General features: G+C 61.0%; 15 protein-coding genes and 2 pseudogenes. 10 read left to right on the top strand and 7 right to left on the bottom strand.

Translation table 11 applies throughout. The annotated features are described in order from the left end of the window. The first annotated feature begins 64 nt into the window (after positions 1-64). Genes FLO80_RS11400 through FLO80_RS11385 form a run of 4 tightly spaced genes read left to right on the top strand, consistent with a single transcriptional unit; the run spans position 65 to position 4,632 of the window. Entirely contained in the window at positions 65-1,069 is a 1,005-nt protein-coding gene (locus FLO80_RS11400; RefSeq protein WP_111368248.1) for an Ldh family oxidoreductase, read from the top strand. A 21-nt stretch (positions 1,070-1,090) separates the two neighbouring features. After that, a complete protein-coding gene (locus FLO80_RS11395; protein ID WP_111368250.1) occupies positions 1,091-2,296 on the top strand; it encodes an iron-containing alcohol dehydrogenase in 1,206 nt (401 codons plus the stop codon). Positions 2,297-2,309: 13 nt separating this feature from the next. Then, positions 2,310-3,773, top strand: a complete 1,464-nt coding sequence (locus tag FLO80_RS11390) for an NAD-dependent succinate-semialdehyde dehydrogenase (protein WP_111368253.1) — start codon at positions 2,310-2,312, stop codon at positions 3,771-3,773. 19 nt (positions 3,774-3,792) lie between these two features. Next, positions 3,793-4,632, top strand: coding sequence for an alpha/beta hydrolase (locus FLO80_RS11385; protein ID WP_111368255.1), 840 nt, complete (start codon positions 3,793-3,795; stop codon positions 4,630-4,632). A gap of 141 nt (positions 4,633-4,773) precedes the next feature. Here FLO80_RS11385 and FLO80_RS23205 read toward each other — a convergent pair. Further along, positions 4,774-5,138, bottom strand: a pseudogene (locus tag FLO80_RS23205) (transposase); the annotation flags it as partial. A gap of 348 nt (positions 5,139-5,486) precedes the next feature. On the opposite strand from FLO80_RS23205, the gene FLO80_RS11375 reads away from it, so the two are divergent. Continuing rightward, complete coding sequence (locus tag FLO80_RS11375) at positions 5,487-5,957, top strand: DUF6653 family protein (protein ID WP_111368563.1); 471 nt, start codon at positions 5,487-5,489, stop codon at positions 5,955-5,957. Between the two features lie 83 nt (positions 5,958-6,040). On the opposite strand, the pseudogene FLO80_RS24425 reads toward FLO80_RS11375, so the two are convergent. Next, positions 6,041-6,214: pseudogene (locus FLO80_RS24425) on the bottom strand (transposase); the annotation flags it as partial. A gap of 206 nt (positions 6,215-6,420) precedes the next feature. Here FLO80_RS24425 and FLO80_RS23375 point away from each other — a divergent pair. Continuing rightward, positions 6,421-6,555, top strand: coding sequence for a hypothetical protein (locus FLO80_RS23375; RefSeq protein ID WP_281286998.1), 135 nt, complete (start codon positions 6,421-6,423; stop codon positions 6,553-6,555). 259 nt (positions 6,556-6,814) lie between these two features. Here FLO80_RS23375 and FLO80_RS11365 read toward each other — a convergent pair whose 3' ends face one another. The 4 genes from FLO80_RS11365 to FLO80_RS11350 all read right to left on the bottom strand — a co-directional run bounded on the left by FLO80_RS11365 (position 6,815) and on the right by FLO80_RS11350 (position 11,068). Then, the gene (locus FLO80_RS11365) at positions 6,815-8,005 is read right to left on the bottom strand and encodes a CaiB/BaiF CoA transferase family protein (protein ID WP_246156660.1); all 1,191 of its coding nucleotides are present in this window, start codon (positions 8,003-8,005) and stop codon (positions 6,815-6,817) included. Between the two features lie 105 nt (positions 8,006-8,110). After that, entirely contained in the window at positions 8,111-9,067 is a 957-nt protein-coding gene (locus FLO80_RS11360; protein ID WP_111368258.1) for a tripartite tricarboxylate transporter substrate binding protein, read from the bottom strand. Then, a complete protein-coding gene (locus tag FLO80_RS11355) occupies positions 9,064-10,608 on the bottom strand; it encodes a tripartite tricarboxylate transporter permease (protein WP_111368260.1) in 1,545 nt (514 codons plus the stop codon). The genes FLO80_RS11360 and FLO80_RS11355 overlap by 4 nt, the downstream gene beginning before the upstream one ends. A gap of 7 nt (positions 10,609-10,615) precedes the next feature. Beyond that, positions 10,616-11,068 (bottom strand): tripartite tricarboxylate transporter TctB family protein, encoded by a 453-nt coding sequence (locus FLO80_RS11350; protein WP_111368263.1) that lies wholly within the window; start codon positions 11,066-11,068, stop codon positions 10,616-10,618. 103 nt (positions 11,069-11,171) lie between these two features. Here FLO80_RS11350 and FLO80_RS11345 point away from each other — a divergent pair, with 103 nt between their 5' ends. Next, complete coding sequence (locus tag FLO80_RS11345; protein ID WP_111368265.1) at positions 11,172-12,131, top strand: LysR family transcriptional regulator; 960 nt, start codon at positions 11,172-11,174, stop codon at positions 12,129-12,131. A gap of 58 nt (positions 12,132-12,189) precedes the next feature. On the opposite strand, the gene FLO80_RS11340 is transcribed toward FLO80_RS11345, so the two are convergent. Then, a complete protein-coding gene (locus tag FLO80_RS11340; protein ID WP_111368268.1) occupies positions 12,190-13,257 on the bottom strand; it encodes an amidohydrolase family protein in 1,068 nt (355 codons plus the stop codon). Between the two features lie 119 nt (positions 13,258-13,376). Here FLO80_RS11340 and FLO80_RS11335 point away from each other — a divergent pair, with 119 nt between their 5' ends. The 3 genes from FLO80_RS11335 to FLO80_RS11325 all read left to right on the top strand — a co-directional run bounded on the left by FLO80_RS11335 (position 13,377) and on the right by FLO80_RS11325 (position 17,481). Next, positions 13,377-14,300, top strand: coding sequence for a LysR family transcriptional regulator (locus FLO80_RS11335; RefSeq protein ID WP_111368270.1), 924 nt, complete (start codon positions 13,377-13,379; stop codon positions 14,298-14,300). Between the two features lie 154 nt (positions 14,301-14,454). Next, complete coding sequence (locus FLO80_RS11330; protein ID WP_111368272.1) at positions 14,455-15,468, top strand: TRAP transporter substrate-binding protein; 1,014 nt, start codon at positions 14,455-14,457, stop codon at positions 15,466-15,468. A gap of 72 nt (positions 15,469-15,540) precedes the next feature. Then, positions 15,541-17,481, top strand: a complete 1,941-nt coding sequence (locus tag FLO80_RS11325; protein ID WP_111368274.1) for a TRAP transporter large permease — start codon at positions 15,541-15,543, stop codon at positions 17,479-17,481. Positions 17,482-17,650: the final 169 nt, after the last annotated feature.

The raw sequence follows: 17,650 nt of genomic DNA, 5'->3' as shown, positions 1-17,650 counted from the left end.
ATTGATAGGATATCAAATGTCAAATGCAATATCATATAGGATTTGATTTTAGGAGGGTTCTTTCTTGCTGGTTTCGGTCGAATGTCTTCGGGAAAGTGCAGAAAAAGCACTGCTTTCGCAGGATGTTACCCCTGCCAGCGCCCGAACCCAGGTCGATCTTCTGATCGAGGCAGAACTACGTGGATTGCCCTCGCATGGGCTCCAACGATTGCCGCGACTCGTCGCGCGGCTGCAAGCAGGGCTGGCCCATCCCGCCGCCTCGGGCAGCGGTCATTGGACACGATCAGGGGTTCTTTCAGTGGACGGCCAATGCGGGCTGGGGCCCGTCGTCATGATGCATGTGTTGGAGCAATTAACGAGGGTGGTGCAGGAGCGGGGTATTGCCTTGGCCGCGATTCACAACGCCAATCACATCGGAATGCTTGCCTATTATGCCGAGGCCGCGACCGCGCGTGGATTGATTGCGATCGTAATGACAACCAGCGAGGCGCTGGTTCATGCCTACGGTGGCACCGAGGCAATTCTGGGCACCAATCCGATCGCCATCGGCATCCCGACGGGAGCTGAACCTTTCATCCTTGACCTCGCGACGAGCCGCGTGTCGATGGGCAAGATTCATCATCATGCCCTGACAGGCACTTCGATTCCGGGGGATTGGGCGGTTGACGCGCAGGGCCGTCGCACCACCGATCCGGAGGCAGCGAAAACAGGCGCCATCGCGCCCTTCGGTGATGCCAAGGGTTATGGGCTCGGCCTCAGCGTCGAGCTACTGGTCGCCGCGATGGCCGGATCGGCGTTCGCGCCCGAGGTGCATGGCACGCTTGATGCGACCGAGGTGTCCAATAAGGGCGACGTTGTCATTCTGATCGATCCGGCGGCGGGGGCGGGCACGACTGCCGGGCTGGCTACCTACCTTGACCGGCTGCGCACCTCGCGATCCGCCGACGTGAATCGGCCGGTGGCTGTGCCGGGCGACGGTATGCGGGCACGCCGGGCCAAAGGGCTTGCCACAGGCATTGAACTGCCCAAACCGCTGCATGACGAGATCTGCGCTCTTGCAGCGGGCTGAGAACAGAGAAAAGGAGACGAAATGACCATCTTCGGTACGATCAGGGCCCCGAGAGAGTTGATCTTCGGCGCGGGCCAGCGCGAGGCGCTCGGGAAGGTTGCCGCGAAACTTGGGCGGCGAGCACTGGTCGTCACGGATGAACGATTGGCGGGGGATGCGGACTTCCGGCGCATGGTCGCGCAGCTCGAAGCTGCAGGGTTGTCAGTCCGGGTCGATGGCTCGACCCTTCCGGATGTACCCGTCGAAACCGCTATTGCCAGCGCCGCGGCGGCCCGCGACTTCGCACCAGATCTCGTGATCGGCGTGGGCGGCGGGTCCTGTCTCGACATGGCGAAGTGCGTAGCGGTGCTTCTGTCCTACGGCGGGACGCCGCAGGACTACTACGGCGAGTTCATGGTGCCCGGTCCGGTGATACCGCTGATCGCGGTGCCGACCACTGCGGGCACGGGCTCCGAGGTGACGCCAGTCGCGGTCCTTTCGGATTCCGAGCGGCAGCTCAAGGTGGGAATTTCGTCGCCCTACATCATTCCCACCGTTTCGATTTGCGACCCGGATCTCACGCTGACCTGCCCGCCCTCGCTGACCGCCATCGCCGGGGCGGATGCGCTGACCCACGCGATCGAGGCCTTTACCGCGATTCGTCGCGATCCGGTCCCGGGCCTGTCGCAGGAGAGGGTCTTTGTCGGGAAGAATGCGACCTCCGACCATTTCGCGCTGACTGCCATCGGACACCTTTGGGAAGGGTTGGAAACTGCCTGTACCGACGGAAGCAACGCCGAGGCGCGTGCGAAGGTCATGCTCGGCGCGACGATGGCGGGCCTTGCCTTTGGCGTCGCGGGGACGGCGGCGGCGCACGCGATCCAGTATCCCGTGGGCGCATTGACCCACACTGCACACGGGGCGGGGGTAGCCTGCCTGATGCCTTACGTCATGGCGTGGAATGCGCCCCGGATTGAGCCCGAGCTCGACCGGATCGCCGCGATGACGGGCCACGAACGCGGGGCGGCCGTCATCCCAGCGATCTCTGCGCTCTTCGGGCGGATCGGCATTCCCCGGACCCTGCGCGACCTCGGGTTGCCGGAGGAGCGGATCGACTGGGTGGCAGAACAATCCAGCGGTATCGCAAGGCTGATCCAGAACAACCCGCGCCCGTTGCCGCCAGAGGACATGCGGCGGTTGGTCGGCGCGGCTTTTCACGGCGAACTCACCGTTCTCGAAGCATATTGAGGGAGACACCCGTATGACATTCAACACCCTGGTTACCGGCTACGCTGATCCCTGCCTCCATGCCGGAGGTCTCTACATTGGCGGCAAGTGGGAGGCCGGGATAGGCATCCCGGTCCTTGATCCCTCGACCGGAAACACGCTCGCCGAGGTCCCCGACGCGGGGATCGACGACGCGATGCGTGCCGTCGACGCCGCCGAGGCCGCTGCTGCCAAGTGGCGACGCACGCCACCTCGTCAGCGGTCAGAGATTCTGCGCCGCTGGTTTACTCTCATGACCGAGCATGCCGAGGAACTCGCCCTCCTGATTTCGCTTGAGAATGGCAAGGCGCTCACCGATGCGCGCGGCGAGGTGGCCTATGCCGCCGAGTTCTTCCGCTGGTATGCCGAGGAGGCAACCCGTATCGGCGGTGAGTTTCGCCACACGCCCTCTGGTGCCCACAACATCCTCGTCGATCACGAACCGATCGGTATCGCGGTGCTCATCACTCCGTGGAATTTTCCAGCGGCGATGGCCACGCGCAAAATCGGCCCAGCACTCGCCGCGGGTTGCACGGTGATCCTCAAGCCCGCCTCGGAAACTCCGCTGACTGCCTATGCAATGGCCCGGCTTGGCGAGGAGGCCGGGGTGCCACCTGGCGTGGTGAACGTGTTGACGACCTCGAACCCGGGGGCGGTGACCGCGGCGATGCTGAGCGATCCGCGGGTGCGCAAATTGTCCTTCACAGGCTCGACCGGGGTGGGACGCATTCTGCTGGCCGAGGCCGCGAAATCGGTCGTCAACTGCTCAATGGAACTGGGCGGCAATGCCCCCTTCGTGGTGTTCGATGACGCGGATCTGGATGCGGCGCTCGATGGCGCGATGGTTGCCAAGATGCGCAACGGCGGCGAGGCCTGCACCGCGGCCAACCGGTTCTATGTGCAGTCCGGCATCCATGACGTCTTCGTTGAAAGGCTGACATCTCGGATGGCCGCGCTGAAACTGGGGGTGGGCTATGACCCGGAGACCCAGTGCGGTCCGATGATCACGACGCAGGCAGTGGAGAAGATTGATAGGCTGGTTGCCGAGGCGATGTCATGCGGGGCGCGGGCGACGACCGGGGGTGCGCCGTTGCCAGGGAGCGGCTACTACTATCCGCCGACAGTGCTGGCGAACGTGCCGACCGACACCGCCCTCGCGCATGAGGAGATTTTCGGCCCCGTCGCGGCCGTCTACAGGTTTGAGACCGAGGAGGAAGCAATCCGGCTGGCCAACGACACTGAATACGGGCTTGCAGCCTATGTCTATTCGCGGGACATCATGCGTGCGATGCGCGTCGGCCGAGGAATCGAGACCGGGATGGTAGGTATCAACCGCGGGCTGATGTCCGACCCGGCAGCCCCGTTCGGCGGCGCCAAGCAGAGCGGCCTTGGACGCGAGGGCGGTATCACCGGAATCCTCGAGTTCATGGAGCCCAAATACTTCGCCGTCGAATTCTAACGGCAGAGAAGGAGGAACGATGGTGGAGCGCGATCTTTACCGCAATCGGGACTTCATTCCCGATTTCGATGCCATCATGGCCGAGACGGAGGCGCGCAGCCGCGCATTGGCTGACCGGGCTCGTATAAAGCGAGATGTGAGCTATGGGCCAACCCCGCGGCAGAGCTTTGACCTCGTCTTTCCGTCTGATCCCGTGCCGGGGGCGCCGCTCCACATGTTCATCCATGGCGGTTATTGGCGGGCGGGCAGCAAAGAGGCACATACGCTTGTCGCGGCACCTGTTATTGCGGCGGGCGGGATTGCAGCTCTAGTCAGCTATGACCTGATGCCAGGCACGCGGCTGGCCGAGATCGTTGCGCAGGTGCGCGCTGCCGCGTGGCACCTTGTCGGCCTCACCCCGGATATCGGCGCCGATCCGGCCCGTTTCACCGCGAGCGGCCACTCCGCCGGGGCACACCTCGCCTCGCTTCTCGCCGCCGAGGCACCCGGTGACAGCGGCGCACCCGACCTCCCGCCGCTTCGCGGCATGCTTCTGGTTAGCGGTATCTATGACCTCTCGGGCATTCCGAGCTCTTTCCTGAAGGACGAGGCGAAGATGCGAGCCGACGAAGCGGAGGCGTGGTCGCCTCTAACCTCCCGGCACAGGCCCGGCCCGCTGCGGGTCATCACGCGCGGAGAAGAGGAAACGGCACCGTTCCAAAGCCAGGCAGCCGCTTTGAATGCGCTTCTTGCGCGGGAGGGGCAGGAAACGGAACTACGGAGCGAAACAGGCCGCAACCACCTTAGTATAGTTTTCGACCTTGCTGATCCGGATTTGCCCCTCGGCAAAAAGCTCACTGCGTTGGTAGAGTCTTCCTGAAGCTTCCAGACAGATTACCGTTGAGGCTTTGCCAAGTGATTGTTCCCGCAGTTTGATGGCGCGATCCGTTCTTAGGAATGGGAGGAAGCATTATGGATCAAGTTCGTCGTAGAAACACCACAATCCCTCCGCGATGCATCATACCACCGTTGTCTCGAAGAGATCGCGCAGCAGCTCTCTCACGCGGAACCGACCATGGCGGTTCTCGAAAAACGTCGAATGATCCGGTACCCCGTCGGTCAGATCGAAACGGCGAAACCACCGTTAGGACAGGTTCAGATGATCCTCTTCGCAGAGTCGCCGCGCGGAGCGGATGCCAAAGCAATAGCTCACTAGCAGCACCCCGGTCAGCAGTCCGGGATCGACAGGTGGACAGTAATCCGCCAGATGCCGCTCTGGTCAATGAACTGGTCAATTGAGCGAAGCCGGTGGCCCTTCGCCTCCTGATCTTCCCGAGAGAATTCGTAGAACAGCGCGCCCTGCGTCACCTGCCTAGGCAACATCATTGCGGTCACTCTCCTGACCGCCCAAAGAAATCGAAACAGCCCTTAATCCAACAAGCAAGTAGAGCTCTTCAACGGAATAGACTCGAAGCTGCCACCTGCCGATATTGGTCTGACCTGACGGGTCACCAAACGGCATGAATGGCGGCAGTGCGAGACGGAGCAGCCATGGGTACTGTTGCGACGGCCCAATCATACCTCCGGCGTTGCCTCCAATGCGCCGGATGAATTGCATTGGTATATTTGCGACCCTTTTGGTAAAATAGCGGGTACTGACCTGCTTTGGCGTTACGCTGGCAGGACGGAGGGTGTGAAGTGCTGAATGCCTTGAGTCAGTCGGCCCAGCGGCTAATGGCCATGAATGATGAGGTCTGGGCGCGCCATGCGAACCCTATGAGCGGTTGGTCTCGCGTTTCGATCTTACCCTTGTTTGCCATCGCTGTCTGGAGCCGGGTTTGGATCGATTGGTGGGCGTTGGTTCCTGTGGGTGCTGTGCTGATATGGACATGGCTGAACCCTCGCCTGTTTTCTTCTCCAGCGTCCACCGACAACTGGATGTCGCAGGGTGTCTTGGGCGAGCATGTCTGGTTGTCGCGCGGCAAGGATTGTGTGCTCGCACATCACGGCCCAGTTATCCGCAATTTGACCATCTCGACCGCTGCGGGCGTTGTCATGTTGCTCATAGGCTTGGTCGTGTTGAACGTGGCCCTGACAACGACCGGCCTCGCAGTCGCGATGTTGTCCAAATTGTGGATACTGGACAGGATGGTTTGGGTTTACTCAGAAGTCGATGACGGCCAGGGACTTGCCTCTCTCGAGTGACCGCAAAGAGCTTGTTTTTGTCCGTCGTCAGATAATAGGTTCCGCCTCAATCTGTGTGGCCGAGCGGCAGCATTCGGGCTCTGACCGGCTCGCCCGTACATCGCGCGCATGAGGGTCTTGAGGCGGTTGACCTGCCCTTCTGCCTGACCGTTGTTCCACGGCAGTTCGATGGCATTGCGCACGGCGTCGATGTCGCTGTGTAGTGTCCGGGCAAATCGCATGATCGGGATGATGATCGACTCGATCGCGTTGTCGACTGGCATGGAACTGGACCTGTGAGCCCTTGCGGTAGGGGCCGCGGATCGGCATATCGCAGCGATGCGCCACGAACCAGGAACAAGCGCGCGCCGAGCTGGTTCAGGTGATCAGATCGTCCAGGCCGGGACGCTGACCGATGTCATCAAGCAGCATCTCAATCCCTATCGTTTCGCCCGTGCCTATGCCGAAAGCGGGGGAGCTCCTGATGGAAACCGCCGAGGTGCAGGCGATTTCACCGATCCTGCCCGGGCAACCCCGGCTAACCGATAAACAAGTTCGTCTTCTCATCGGTTTTCTCGCGTCTTTGGACGATGCCGCCGCCACGGCGGAGCACCGCTGACTGCCGAACACAGGCCAGAACCAAAGAACAAGCACCTTGTCGTTCGCACAGGGCATTCCCTCGCGCGTAACGCCTTCGTCGCGCCCGAGGGTTCTGTCTCAATCTGTGTGGCGCGACTATCCTGAGGCAGGACATACCTGGAGGAATAGTCGTAAGTTCGAAGAAGCACTGGGCCGCGGGAGCTATGTTTCGGTCCAAAGCGTGAAAAGAGCTGAGACCAGCGGATGGATTGTATCCGGCACATTGGCACCAAAAGGCATCAGACACCAATGATGCCGCGCTTAATGAGCTCACTGAATTCCTCGGGGTCGAGATTCAGTTCTGTCAGCATTTGTTTTGTATCGGCACCAAGCTCACAGGGTGGCTTGACTGGAGATTGAGCTTTGCCGTTGGCAAGGAAACTGAGGCCCGGTACGAAAACCTCGCGATCCCTATCGCCCTTGATGTTCATGCTGCTGAAAATACCGCGAGATCTGACGTGATCCTCAGCCAGCACCTCGTCCAGGCCTCTAACGCGCGCGGATGGGACTTTCCATTCTGCCAAGATCAGTTCCCAATCCGCTGCCGATCTTGTCAGGAAAATGTCTTCCAACTCGCGGCGCAGGTGACCGCTATTTTCCGCGCGCGCGACGGCGGTCCCGTAGAGCGGATCAGAGGACAGGTCCACGCGGTCGAGGGCGGAACAGAGCAGGTGAAACTGAGTGTCGTTGTTCGCGGCGAGCATCAGCATCCCGTCCGATGTCTCGAACGCGCCGGAGGAGGGGCTTGCGCTCCAGGCTTCGTTGCCGTTCTGCCCTGGATGCCAGCCGGCGGAGAGGTGTTGTGTTGCAAGGGAGGCCATCATCATCAGCGCCGTGTCGAGCATCGCCACGTCGATATGCACGGCCTTTTGCAAGCGCTCTACCTCGCGCAGACCGGCGAGGATGCCAAGGGCCGCGTTCATGCCCGTGGCGTAGTCGATATAGGGCGCGCCCACCTTGGTCGGGCCGCTGCCCTTGGCCCCAGTGGTTTTCATGATGCCGCACATGCCCTGGATGATGTGATCGTAGGCGGGGCGTTCGCGCAGCGGGCCGGTCTGGCCATAGGCGGAGATCGAGCAATAGACGATCCTGTCCTGCGTTTCGCGCACCGCGTCGAACCCCAGGCCCAGCCTTTCCGCGACGCCGGGTTTGAAGTTTTCGACAAATATGTCAGCCCCGGCGATCAGGCCGCGCATAAGGTCGATGCCTTCGGGCGTCTTGAGGTTGATGGCGACCGATTTCTTGTCTGAGTTCTGGGTCATGTACCCCAGGCCCATGTGTCGCGCGCTCATGTCCGGGATCGGGCCCAGCACGCGGGTCCAGTCACCTTCGCCCGGTTTTTCAATCTTGATGACTTCGGCGCCCATGAGCGCGAGCTGGTAGGTCGCATAGGGTCCGGCGAGGACCTGGCTCAGGTCGATGACCTTCAATCCTTTGAGTGGTTGAAACATGGGGCCTCTGCTGTTGTTTGAGAAATTGTTGTTGGCGCCGTGGGCCGTCATTGGCCCACGGTGGTCTTGTTGTTTGCCCTGGGATCAGGAACCGTCGGTCAGGATGCCCTTGTTCTTTTCGTAGGTGGACCTCATTTCCTCGCTCGCTTCGTCGAGGTTCATGTACATGATGGGAATGTTCGCGCCGTCGGTCACCTTTTTGAAATCGGGATCATCCGCAGCGACAGACAGTGCGTCCGATATGCGTTCCAGCACGTCGCGGGGCGTGCCCTTGGGCAGGAACAGCGTGGTACGTGTGTCCATGCCGATGGGATACCCGTCCTCTTCGATGGACAGGACATCAGGCGCGGAGGGGTGGCGGAAGGTCGTCGTGGCCGAGATCGTCTTTAGCTCATCGGGGTGGCGGTAATGGATGCCACCGGAGAAGGCGACGACGACCTGTTTGCCCAGCAATGCGTTGAGCATTTCGCCGCCGCTTTGTACTGGAACGGCGTTCGGTTCCAGACCGTTGGCATCCGCCAGGGTGTCCATGTACATCCGCGCTTCAGAGCTGAGGGCGGCATAGGCGAAATTCGGGTTCTCCTTGGCCCAGTCGATAAAGCCCGTGAGCGTGTCGAAGGGTGCGTCGATGTGGGCGACCAGGCCGGTCTGGTAGGCGGTGATCATGCCGCCATATTCGAAATCGTCGGGGGTGAAGTTCACCTGGTCCATGATGAAGGGCGCGGCGTTCACAACGGCATTCGAGTGGAAAAGGATGGTGTATCCGTCCGGCGCGGCCTGTGTCAGTTCTCGCGCGGCGACGGCACCGCCTGCACCGGGTTTGTTGACCACGTTGACCGGCTGGCCGAGCTGGGTTCCCAGCACCCGTGCCGCACCGCGCGCGACAAGGTCGGTCTGCCCCCCCGCGCCGTAGCCCACCAACATCGTGACAGGTTTCGTCGGATAATCCTGCGCCGTGGCGATGCCGGGCAGCAGTCCCGCCGCGGCGAGCGCGACACTGGCGGCAAGGCCAAGGATTGAGCGTCTTTCGAGACATTTCATGGTTGGTTTCCTCCCTTTGGATTGCAGTTTTCTTGGGTCGTTGGCGGTGTCTGACCGCTGCGCCGGGCGGTTGCGCGTCCGGACAGGACGACAAACACGAGGGCGGCGAACAGAAAGAGCAGGGCGATCGGATGGGCCAGCAGGTTAGAGGCGTCATGGTTCAGCAGTTGCAGCGATTGCCGAAAGCTGAGTTCCAGCTTGGGCCCGATGACAAAGCCGATCAGGAACGTGACAAAGGAGAAGTCGAGCTTGCGGGCGAGAAACCCCAGCAGGGCAAAGCCGAGCATGATGTAGATCGAAAAGACGCTGCCGGTTTCCATGAAGGAACCGACGCAGCAGAACAGCAGGACGCCGGGGATCACCAGCCGCAGCGGGACATGCACGATCTGCGAGAACAGACGTTGCCCCAGAAGGCCTATCACCAGCAGGATGGCGCTGGCGCAGAGCATCGACACGTAAAGGCCCGCCACCATGCGCGGCTGTTGCTGGAACATCAACGGGCCGGGGGTCAACCCGTGCAGGATGAAGGCGGCGATCAGGATTGCGGCGATCACGCTGCCCGGGATTCCGAGGGCAAAGAGTGGGATCAGGCTGGAGGGGACAACTGCATTGTCCGCGCTTTCAGCGGCGGCGACGCCTTCGATCATGCCGGTGCCATATTTCGCGGGTGTGGCAGAGACGCGGCGCGTTTCACCGTAGGACAGGAACGATCCGACGCTGGCACCAAGGCCCGGCAGGATTCCGACCGCAGTGCCGATGACGGTGCCGCGCGCGATGACCGGGGCGCATCGGCGCAATTCGTCCTGTGTCACGGTCCGGTCCCTTGGATCACTGCTGTCGCGCAGGTTTGCTGTTTCACGGTCCAGCGTGTTGAGATTGCCAGCCTGAACGACCATCTCGGCAACCGCCAGCATCCCTATGGCCATGGGCACGAGGGAAATACCGTCTTCGAGTTCAAGATAGCCGAAGGTGAGGCGCGCCACGAAGGTTTCCGTTTCGAGCCCGACAGTGGCAAAGAAAATGCCGAAACAGGCGGCGATCAACCCCTTGGTCAGTGAATTGCCCGACAGGCCGCCGATGAAAACGAGCGAGAAAACAAGGATCGCGCAGAGTTCGACTGGGCCGATCAGAAGGGCGTATCTGGCAAGGGGTGCGGCCAGTAGGATCAGGATGATGGTAGAGACGAAATCACCGGTGACAGAGGCGAAGAGAGCCATTTTCAGCGCCTTTTGCCCTTTGCCCTGCCGGGCCAGTGGATAACCGTCGAAGGCGGTGGGGGCGGAAGAGGGTTCGCCCGGCGTGTTGAGCAGAATGGCGGAAACGGCACTGCCCGCGGCGCTGCCCTTGGCGATGCCGATCAGCATACCCAGCGCGCTGACGGGTTCGAGATAAAAGGTCAGAGGAATCGAGACTGCCACGCCGATTGCCTTGCCCAGACCCGGAATGGCACCCAGCACGTAGCCCAGGCTGACACCGACGGCCACCCAGAGCAGCGTGGTGCCGCCGAACACATCCCCGACGCCAAGGATCAGGTGTTCCATCGCGCCCTCACAGGATTGCCGTGCCGAGAACCTTGTAGAACAAGGCCCAAAGTCCGGTCAGAAGCACGACGGTAAGTGCAACGATCACCAATGGCCGTCGTTCACCCAGCACGAGTAGGGCCAGGATGACGAGCGAGGATGCGCCCACCAGCGCCCCAAATAATTCATAGAGCGCGATAGAGGCTGCAAAAACGCCGGATATCCGCAAAAGCGCCAGCATTTCGGCGCGCGAGATGGGCGATGCGGTATCCTGCGCATCGTATTCGGGCGTCTTGCGCAGGCCACGGATCACCAGGGGCAGGGACAGCAAAAGGATGCCGATCATCATCATGTTCGGCACCAGCCGGGGAGACATCATGCCGGATGGACCAGCATTGATCTGAGTCGGTATGACCATGCCCAGCATCACGATAGAAAACACGCACAGAAAGATGCCTGATATGGCGTTTGCGCGTTTCATGGCCCCTCCCAGAGTTCACATTGCCGCGAATGTCAGGAGAGGCTATTCACTTACCAATGAAAGAGATACTCTGATCTTTCTTGGAATATGATAAGTTTTGCTGATGGCACACTCCCCGCTTCACTACGAAAGACTGCGTTTGCGGCATCTGCGGCTGTTGCAGTTGATTGATGAGCATGGATCACTGCGGTCCGCTGCGTCTGCGCTGAATCTGACGCAGCCGGCGGTGTCGCAGATGCTGAAAGATCTGGAGTTCGCCATGGGGGTGCCGCTGGTGGATCGCTCTGTGCGGGGGGTGGTATTGACGGAAACCGGCCTGCTGGCGCTGCGGCGGTCGCGGTCCGGGCTTGCCACGCTGGATCAGCTTGTGCGCGAACTGGATGCCGGGCAGACGCTTTCGCTGCGGATCGGGACCAATTCGGCATTGATGTACAACATCATCCCCGAGGCGCTGCGCCTGTTGGAGGTGGGTCGTTCAAAAACGCGGTTCCAGCTCAAGACGGGGTTGGTGGGCGACATGGTCGAGGCGCTGAGCGAAGGCGAACTGGATTGTTATGTCGGGCGGTTGGACTGGGACCAGGTGCCACCGCGGATCGCGCGTCTGCTGACATATGATCCCTTGCTGGATACGGACCTGATATTGATCTGTCCGGTGGATCATCCGGTTGCCGGGCTGGAGACCCCCAGGGCGCGGGATCTGGTCGGCTGGCCCTGGGCGATGCCGTCGCGGGAATCGAACAACCGGATCGTGTTGGAATCAGCGATGCGCAGTACCGGTGCTGCGGGTTTGACAGCTGCGGTTGAAGTGTCGGCAGACCCTAACGGGTTGATCAACCTGGCGCTGGCGCTGGGGATGCTGACCTGCGTGCCTCGGGTGGCCCTGAACGAACATTCCCACGCGCGCGACTTCAAGGTGCTGGATGTGGCGAACCTGGAGCTTTCGTCGATCCGTATCGGTTTCGCGACCACGGCGGAGTTGCGGCAGATGCCAGAAATCGCCGACCTGCGCGAAGCGATGTTGCGCGCGGCGAGGACATGGACCGCGCGAACCAACGAGGGGTGACAAACGTGCGCTTTCACGTTCCGGAAAATCTGGGTTTCCCCTATTGCAGGATGCCGGGTCAGTTGCCCAGCGCGTAGATCCGGCGCGCGGTTCCGGCCAGCAGCGTCTCAGCCTCTGTCTGAGAATAGCGGCTGGCGATCTTCTTGTAGGCGTTCCACAGGACACCGTAGGAGATCGAGACGCTGTCCACCGGAAAGTTGCTTTCGAACATGCAGCGATCCGGGCCGAATGCGTCGATGGCGGCTGTGAAATAGGCCCCGCGCTGTGCTACAAAGGTGTCGGAACCGGGAGGGCGTTCGGATCGGGCGGCGTCGTATTCGGTGACCGGCGACGCCAGCCCCCCCAGTTTCATCACGACATTCGGCAGGTCGGCAAGCTGGGTCACATTATGGGTCCAGTTTGCCAGTACCCTACTGTCATCCTTGTCGCCGCGCCCATAACCTATGGGCGCGCCAAGATGGTTGACGATGATCGTCGTGCCGGGTGTCTGCCGTGCCAGCGTGACCAGATTGGGCAATTGGTCGTGGAACTGGAACGCCTCGAAGGGCAGGCCACGTTCGCCAAGGGTTGCCAGCCCCTGTTGAAAGGCGGGGTCGTGGTACAGCGTGGGGGCCGCCGCGCCCGCCAGCAGGCGGCCTTCGGGTTTTTTCATCCAGGCGCCGCTTTGGCGGATTGCGCGGACGAGTCCGCCCCCCGCCTGTTCGTGCGCGTCGAGCAGTTCCTGAAGGTGGGGGGCGCGCAGGTCGGCGAAAGGGGCGATGGCCAGAATGGGTGGCTGGCGGCGGCTGCGCATTTCGCGGGCCAGTTCGGCGGCAAACCAGGTTTCCCCCACGGGCGCGAACCGGGGATCGCCCTTGCCGCTGATGCCCGACCCACATTCGATATAGACAAGCCCCGCAACCTGATGGCCCCCGGTGATCCGGGCAAATTCGTTGTTCATGAACCTACTGGTGTGCAACTTGCGGTCCAGGGTGGCAGGGTCGGGCACCTCTGCCGGATGCCAGAAGTGGATATGCGCGTCGATGATCTGTTGATCGGGCATGATAGCTTGCTCTGGCGTACGTGCCCACCAGGTGTCCCGCGCGCCCATGGCTCGGACCAGTTCGTACCTTTCATCAGGCGTCATTTTGAGGCCTTTCTTCTTGTGGCGAACACTTGCATCGGGGTTTAGCGATGGTCATGATGTTCGGAAAAGTTAAGTATTCTAATAGCAGTTATCGGATTTGGTAAAGGCAGGCCCAGAGGATGGATCTGAGACAGGTAAGATACTATGTCGCCGCGTGCGAGGAAGGGTCGCTTAGTGCGGCGGCGCAGCGGTTGCATTGCACGGCGTCCGGCGTGAGCCAGCAGATGAGCGCGCTGGAAAAGCGGCTGGGCACGACCCTGCTGGAACGTACTCGGCGCGGTGTCGTGCCGACCCCTGCAGGCAAACGGTTCTACGAAAGCTGTCTTGATATCCTGCGCGCAGTGTCGGATGCCAGAATCGATCTGGAGGATTTCGACGCCGCTGTTACCGGTTCGATTTCTGCGGGGTTCGCGCCGGGGCTGGCAAAGTGCATTCTGCCGCAAGCCCTGGCCCGGTTTACGCGGGAATTCCCCAAGGTGGACATTTCCATCGGAAGCGGGACGGCGGACGACCTGATTGACGGCACGTCGAGCGGGGCGTTGGATTTTTATGTCGGGCAATTGGCCGAAACTCGGCTGGGTTTGACGGACACGCCAATGGGGCGCTATCCCGTTGCGCTGATCTCGGGTGCGCGGCGGGGCTTTCACCGGATGAAACCGCTGCGCCTTGATGAGGTGGGACCGCTCAAGCTGACGCTGCCGTCGGCCACCAACAGCCTGCGGCCAAAGATCCTGGATTCGATCCGCCACGGCGACATTGATGTGGACCGCACGATTTCCATCGCCAGCCTGGCGGCCGGGCTGGAATTTCTCAGCCAGACCGACTGGTCCACGATCCTGCCATATTGGATTGGTCTGCATGAGTTGGGCAACGAGCTGTTGACCGTGAACCCCATTGTGGAGCCGCAACTTCACCTCGAGCTCGACTTTGTCCATCCGTCGCGGTTGCCACTGAACAAACCGTCGAAGACGCTTTACAGTTACTTCCTTCAGGAACTGGAGCGCTCACTGAACGAATGGCAGAGGATCACGGCAGCGACGTAAGAAATGATTAACGAAAACATTAAAAGAAATAAATATTGGTAATCCTTCTGCAGTCTTAAACAGTAAGGCAGAACGATATGCGGCGCCGGCGCGGGCCATCCGATCCATGATGGACGCAGTGCCGGCAACCGTATCGCAATAGGGAGGAGCGATAATGAGACTCAGGAATATATTCGTTGGCGCATGTGCGGCCATTGCCGCGCTACAGGCACCGGTGGCCGTTCAGGCGCAAGACATCGAATTGAAGATGCAATTCGCATCGCCGGACGGCACATCGTGGAACGACATGGACCGCCGGTTCGCCGCGCACCTGGACGAGATCATGAACGACCGTGCCGAGTTCGCGTTTTTTCCACCGAACTCCGTTACCCAATTCAAGGATTGGTTGCAGTCGACCGGCGCGGGTCTGCTGGATATCGGTTTTGTCTGGCATCCGGTCCTGCAAGGCAAGTTTCCTCAGATGGAACTGTTCAGCCTACCGGGACTGTCACCGAACCAAACAATCGCGACGACGGTTTATTGGCGGATGCGGGATCAGTACCCGGAGTTGGGTGAACTTTTCACCGAAGAGGACAATGTGGTCGAGATTGCCACATTTGTCGCGATGGGATCGCACCTGCATACTGCGGAGCCGATCCGGAACCTTGGCGACATGAAGGGCAAGGTTTTCGGGGCGCAAGACCCCGCCGGTGTGAAGGTGCTGGAAGAACTGGGCGCCAGCACGTCGGTGATGGTAGGCTCTGACGCCTATCTGGGGATGCAACGCGGGACGATCGACGGAGTTCTTTCCGCCTGGGGTTGGGTCAACAATTTCAAGCTGAACGAGGTCACGGATTACCACCTCTTGCTGAACCTCAATCCGGGAACCTATTCGACCGTGATGAACAAGGATACCTGGGCTGAGCTGACGCCGCAGGAGCAGGCCCATATCTCTGACCTGAACCCAGTCTATTTCTTTTATAACACCACCGACAGTGCGGCAACGGCGACGGCGAATGTCTCGCCCGAGAACATTTTTACCCTCAGTGCGGAGGATCAAGCCGCGCTGACGGAAACCATGCGGCCACAGTGGGCGGCTTGGGTTGAGAAGGCGAATGCCGCCGGCCTGAACGGGCAGGAACTGCTGGACGAGGCGGAAAGGCTGATGGTTTTGTATTCGCGGAACTGATCGGTACTCATGCAGGCAACGCCGCCGGTAGGCCCAGGCCGCCGGCGGCACTCCATATTCAGGATTTGAAACGTGGACAATACGACCGAAACGGCTCCTGGGGCGGAACACTTTGCCGGGCTGGACAAGATCGCCCATGGTCTGCGGGCTGGGCTGATCTGGCCCAACAGGATCGCGATGGTGGCGGGTGGCATTGCGCTGGCTGTCGCGGCCGCGCTGATCATGGTCGATGTCGTGATGCGCAACCTGCTGTCTGTCGTGGTGCCGGGCAGTCTTGAGCTGACGGGGCTGCTGACGATCCTGATTACCCTTGCGGCGCTCGGCACGGTCGAGATCGAGGGCAGTCACATCAAGGTGGACGTGCTGTTGCGGCTGGTGCCCGAATGGATGCGTGCGCCGACGGTGGCGGGTGGGCAGATGCTGGCATTCGGGATCGTGCTGCTGACCGCGTGGCAGGTGTTGACGCAGGCGGCGTATCTGTGGCGCAACAGCATCGTGACGGGTGTTCTGGGCCTGCCGGAATGGGCCTTTGTGGGTGCGGCGGCGGTGGCAATGCTTTTGTTCGCGCTTGCCCTTTGTGCCAGTGCGATCCTTGCGGTAGCCGAGTCTCTCAGGCTCGCGCAGGTAGGGACGGTTCTTTTGCTGGTTGTGTGGATCGGGTTGGCTGCCGCGCCGCTGGGCTGGATATTCCGGCCTGACCTATTTCCCTTTGATCTGGGTAGGACAGGGCAGGGCGTGTTGGGCATCCTGCTGTGCTTCGGACTGATCTTTCTCGGTGTGCATGTGGCGGTCGGTATGGCAGCGGCATCGCTGGTCGGGCTGGCGTTGCTGATTTCTCCCAAGGCGAGCCTGACCAGCCTTCAGACCACGACGATCAGCGTCATCAGCGATGAGACCTGGAGCGTCGTGCCCCTGTTCGTCTGGATGGGGCTGATCGTCGTCGCGGCAGGTTTTGCCAGAGACCTTTACCATGCCGCGTATCGCTGGATCGGTCACCTGCCAGGCGGGCTGGCGTCTGCCAGTACGGTGGCTTGTGCGGGGCTGTCGTCGATTGTCGGGGACACGCTGTCAGGGGTTTATTCGATGGGGTCCATTGCCCTGCCGCAGATGCGCGAATACGGCTATGACATGAAGCTGGCGACGGCATCCATCGCCTGCGCCGCAACGATCGGCGTGATGATCCCGCCGTCGATTGCGTTCATCGTCTACGGGATGCTGACCGAGGTATCCATCGGCAAGCTGTTTGTTGCGGGGATACTGCCGGGGCTGCTGTTCACGGTGATCCTGATCACGCTGATCACGCTGCGCGCGGTGTTGAACCCCGCACTTGCCCCCCGTGGAGAACGCAGTACCTGGGAAGAGCGCGGGGCAGCGACGCGGTCGGTCTGGCCGGTGATTCTGCTGATGGCGCTTGTGCTGGGTGGCATCTACGGCGGTTTCGTCACCCCGAACGAGGCGGCGGGTCTGGGCGTCACGGGCGCGTTGTTGATCGGGGTGATCACGGGACGACTGACGTTTTCCGCAGTGGTGAACACGATTGCGCAGACCCTCAGGCTGACTGCGGCGATCATTGTCATCTTCCTTTTCGCCATGGTGTTCAGCCGGTTCATTGCAATCAGCGGCCTGACCCAGAAGCTTGCGGATTTCGTGCTGTCCTACGATCTGGGCCGATACCAGATCATCGCGGCGATCCTGGTGTTCTACGTGTTCATCGGGATGTTCATGAACGCGCTGCCTGCGCTGATCCTGACGATCCCGATTTTTTATCCGGTCGCGATGAGCGCGGGTTTCGATCCGGTCTGGTTCGGTGTTCTGGTCGTCATCATGGTCGAGCTTGGCGTGGTGACACCGCCCATCGGGGTCAATGTCTTTGCCATTTCGGCGGTGGCGAAGGACGTGCCGATGTATGATATATTCCGGGGGGTACTGCCGTTCTGGCTTGCCTACCTGATGTTGGTGCTGATGATCGTGTTATTCCCGGCGATTGCGCTGTTCCTGCCATCACTGATGTAGCAGCCGTTCGGGCTTTGCTCGACCTGGCGACAAAGAAACGCGATGCCGTCAAGAGTTGCTGTATCCAACGGGGCCATTCGGATTCCCGGTCAGGGATCACCTTCAATAAGGACAATCAAAATACTGTTCGGCGATGGCCGAAGGCTGAACTTTGCAGGATTGCCGTCCG

It is taken from the genome of Aquicoccus porphyridii, from assembly GCF_008369105.1.
Lineage (GTDB): Bacteria > Pseudomonadota > Alphaproteobacteria > Rhodobacterales > Rhodobacteraceae > Aquicoccus > Aquicoccus porphyridii.
This window is presented reverse-complemented; position numbering and strand designations above follow the sequence as displayed.

What these genes read in the sequence shown, in the direction of transcription:
- FLO80_RS11390 (WP_111368253.1), top strand. Translation starts at nt 2,310, where the DNA reads ATGACATTCAACACCCTGGTTACCGGCTACGCTGATCCCTGCCTCCAT.
- FLO80_RS11355 (WP_111368260.1), bottom strand. Translation starts at nt 10,608, where the DNA reads ATGGAACACCTGATCCTTGGCGTCGGGGATGTGTTCGGCGGCACCACG.
- FLO80_RS23375 (WP_281286998.1), top strand. Translation starts at nt 6,421, where the DNA reads ATGGAAACCGCCGAGGTGCAGGCGATTTCACCGATCCTGCCCGGGCAA.
- FLO80_RS11395 (WP_111368250.1), top strand. Translation starts at nt 1,091, where the DNA reads ATGACCATCTTCGGTACGATCAGGGCCCCGAGAGAGTTGATCTTCGGC.
- FLO80_RS11345 (WP_111368265.1), top strand. Translation starts at nt 11,172, where the DNA reads ATGGCACACTCCCCGCTTCACTACGAAAGACTGCGTTTGCGGCATCTG.
- FLO80_RS11330 (WP_111368272.1), top strand. Translation starts at nt 14,455, where the DNA reads ATGAGACTCAGGAATATATTCGTTGGCGCATGTGCGGCCATTGCCGCG.
- FLO80_RS11340 (WP_111368268.1), bottom strand. Translation starts at nt 13,257, where the DNA reads ATGACGCCTGATGAAAGGTACGAACTGGTCCGAGCCATGGGCGCGCGG.
- FLO80_RS11335 (WP_111368270.1), top strand. Translation starts at nt 13,377, where the DNA reads ATGGATCTGAGACAGGTAAGATACTATGTCGCCGCGTGCGAGGAAGGG.
- FLO80_RS11375 (WP_111368563.1), top strand. Translation starts at nt 5,487, where the DNA reads ATGGCCATGAATGATGAGGTCTGGGCGCGCCATGCGAACCCTATGAGC.
- FLO80_RS11360 (WP_111368258.1), bottom strand. Translation starts at nt 9,067, where the DNA reads ATGAAATGTCTCGAAAGACGCTCAATCCTTGGCCTTGCCGCCAGTGTC.
- FLO80_RS11385 (WP_111368255.1), top strand. Translation starts at nt 3,793, where the DNA reads ATGGTGGAGCGCGATCTTTACCGCAATCGGGACTTCATTCCCGATTTC.
- FLO80_RS11350 (WP_111368263.1), bottom strand. Translation starts at nt 11,068, where the DNA reads ATGAAACGCGCAAACGCCATATCAGGCATCTTTCTGTGCGTGTTTTCT.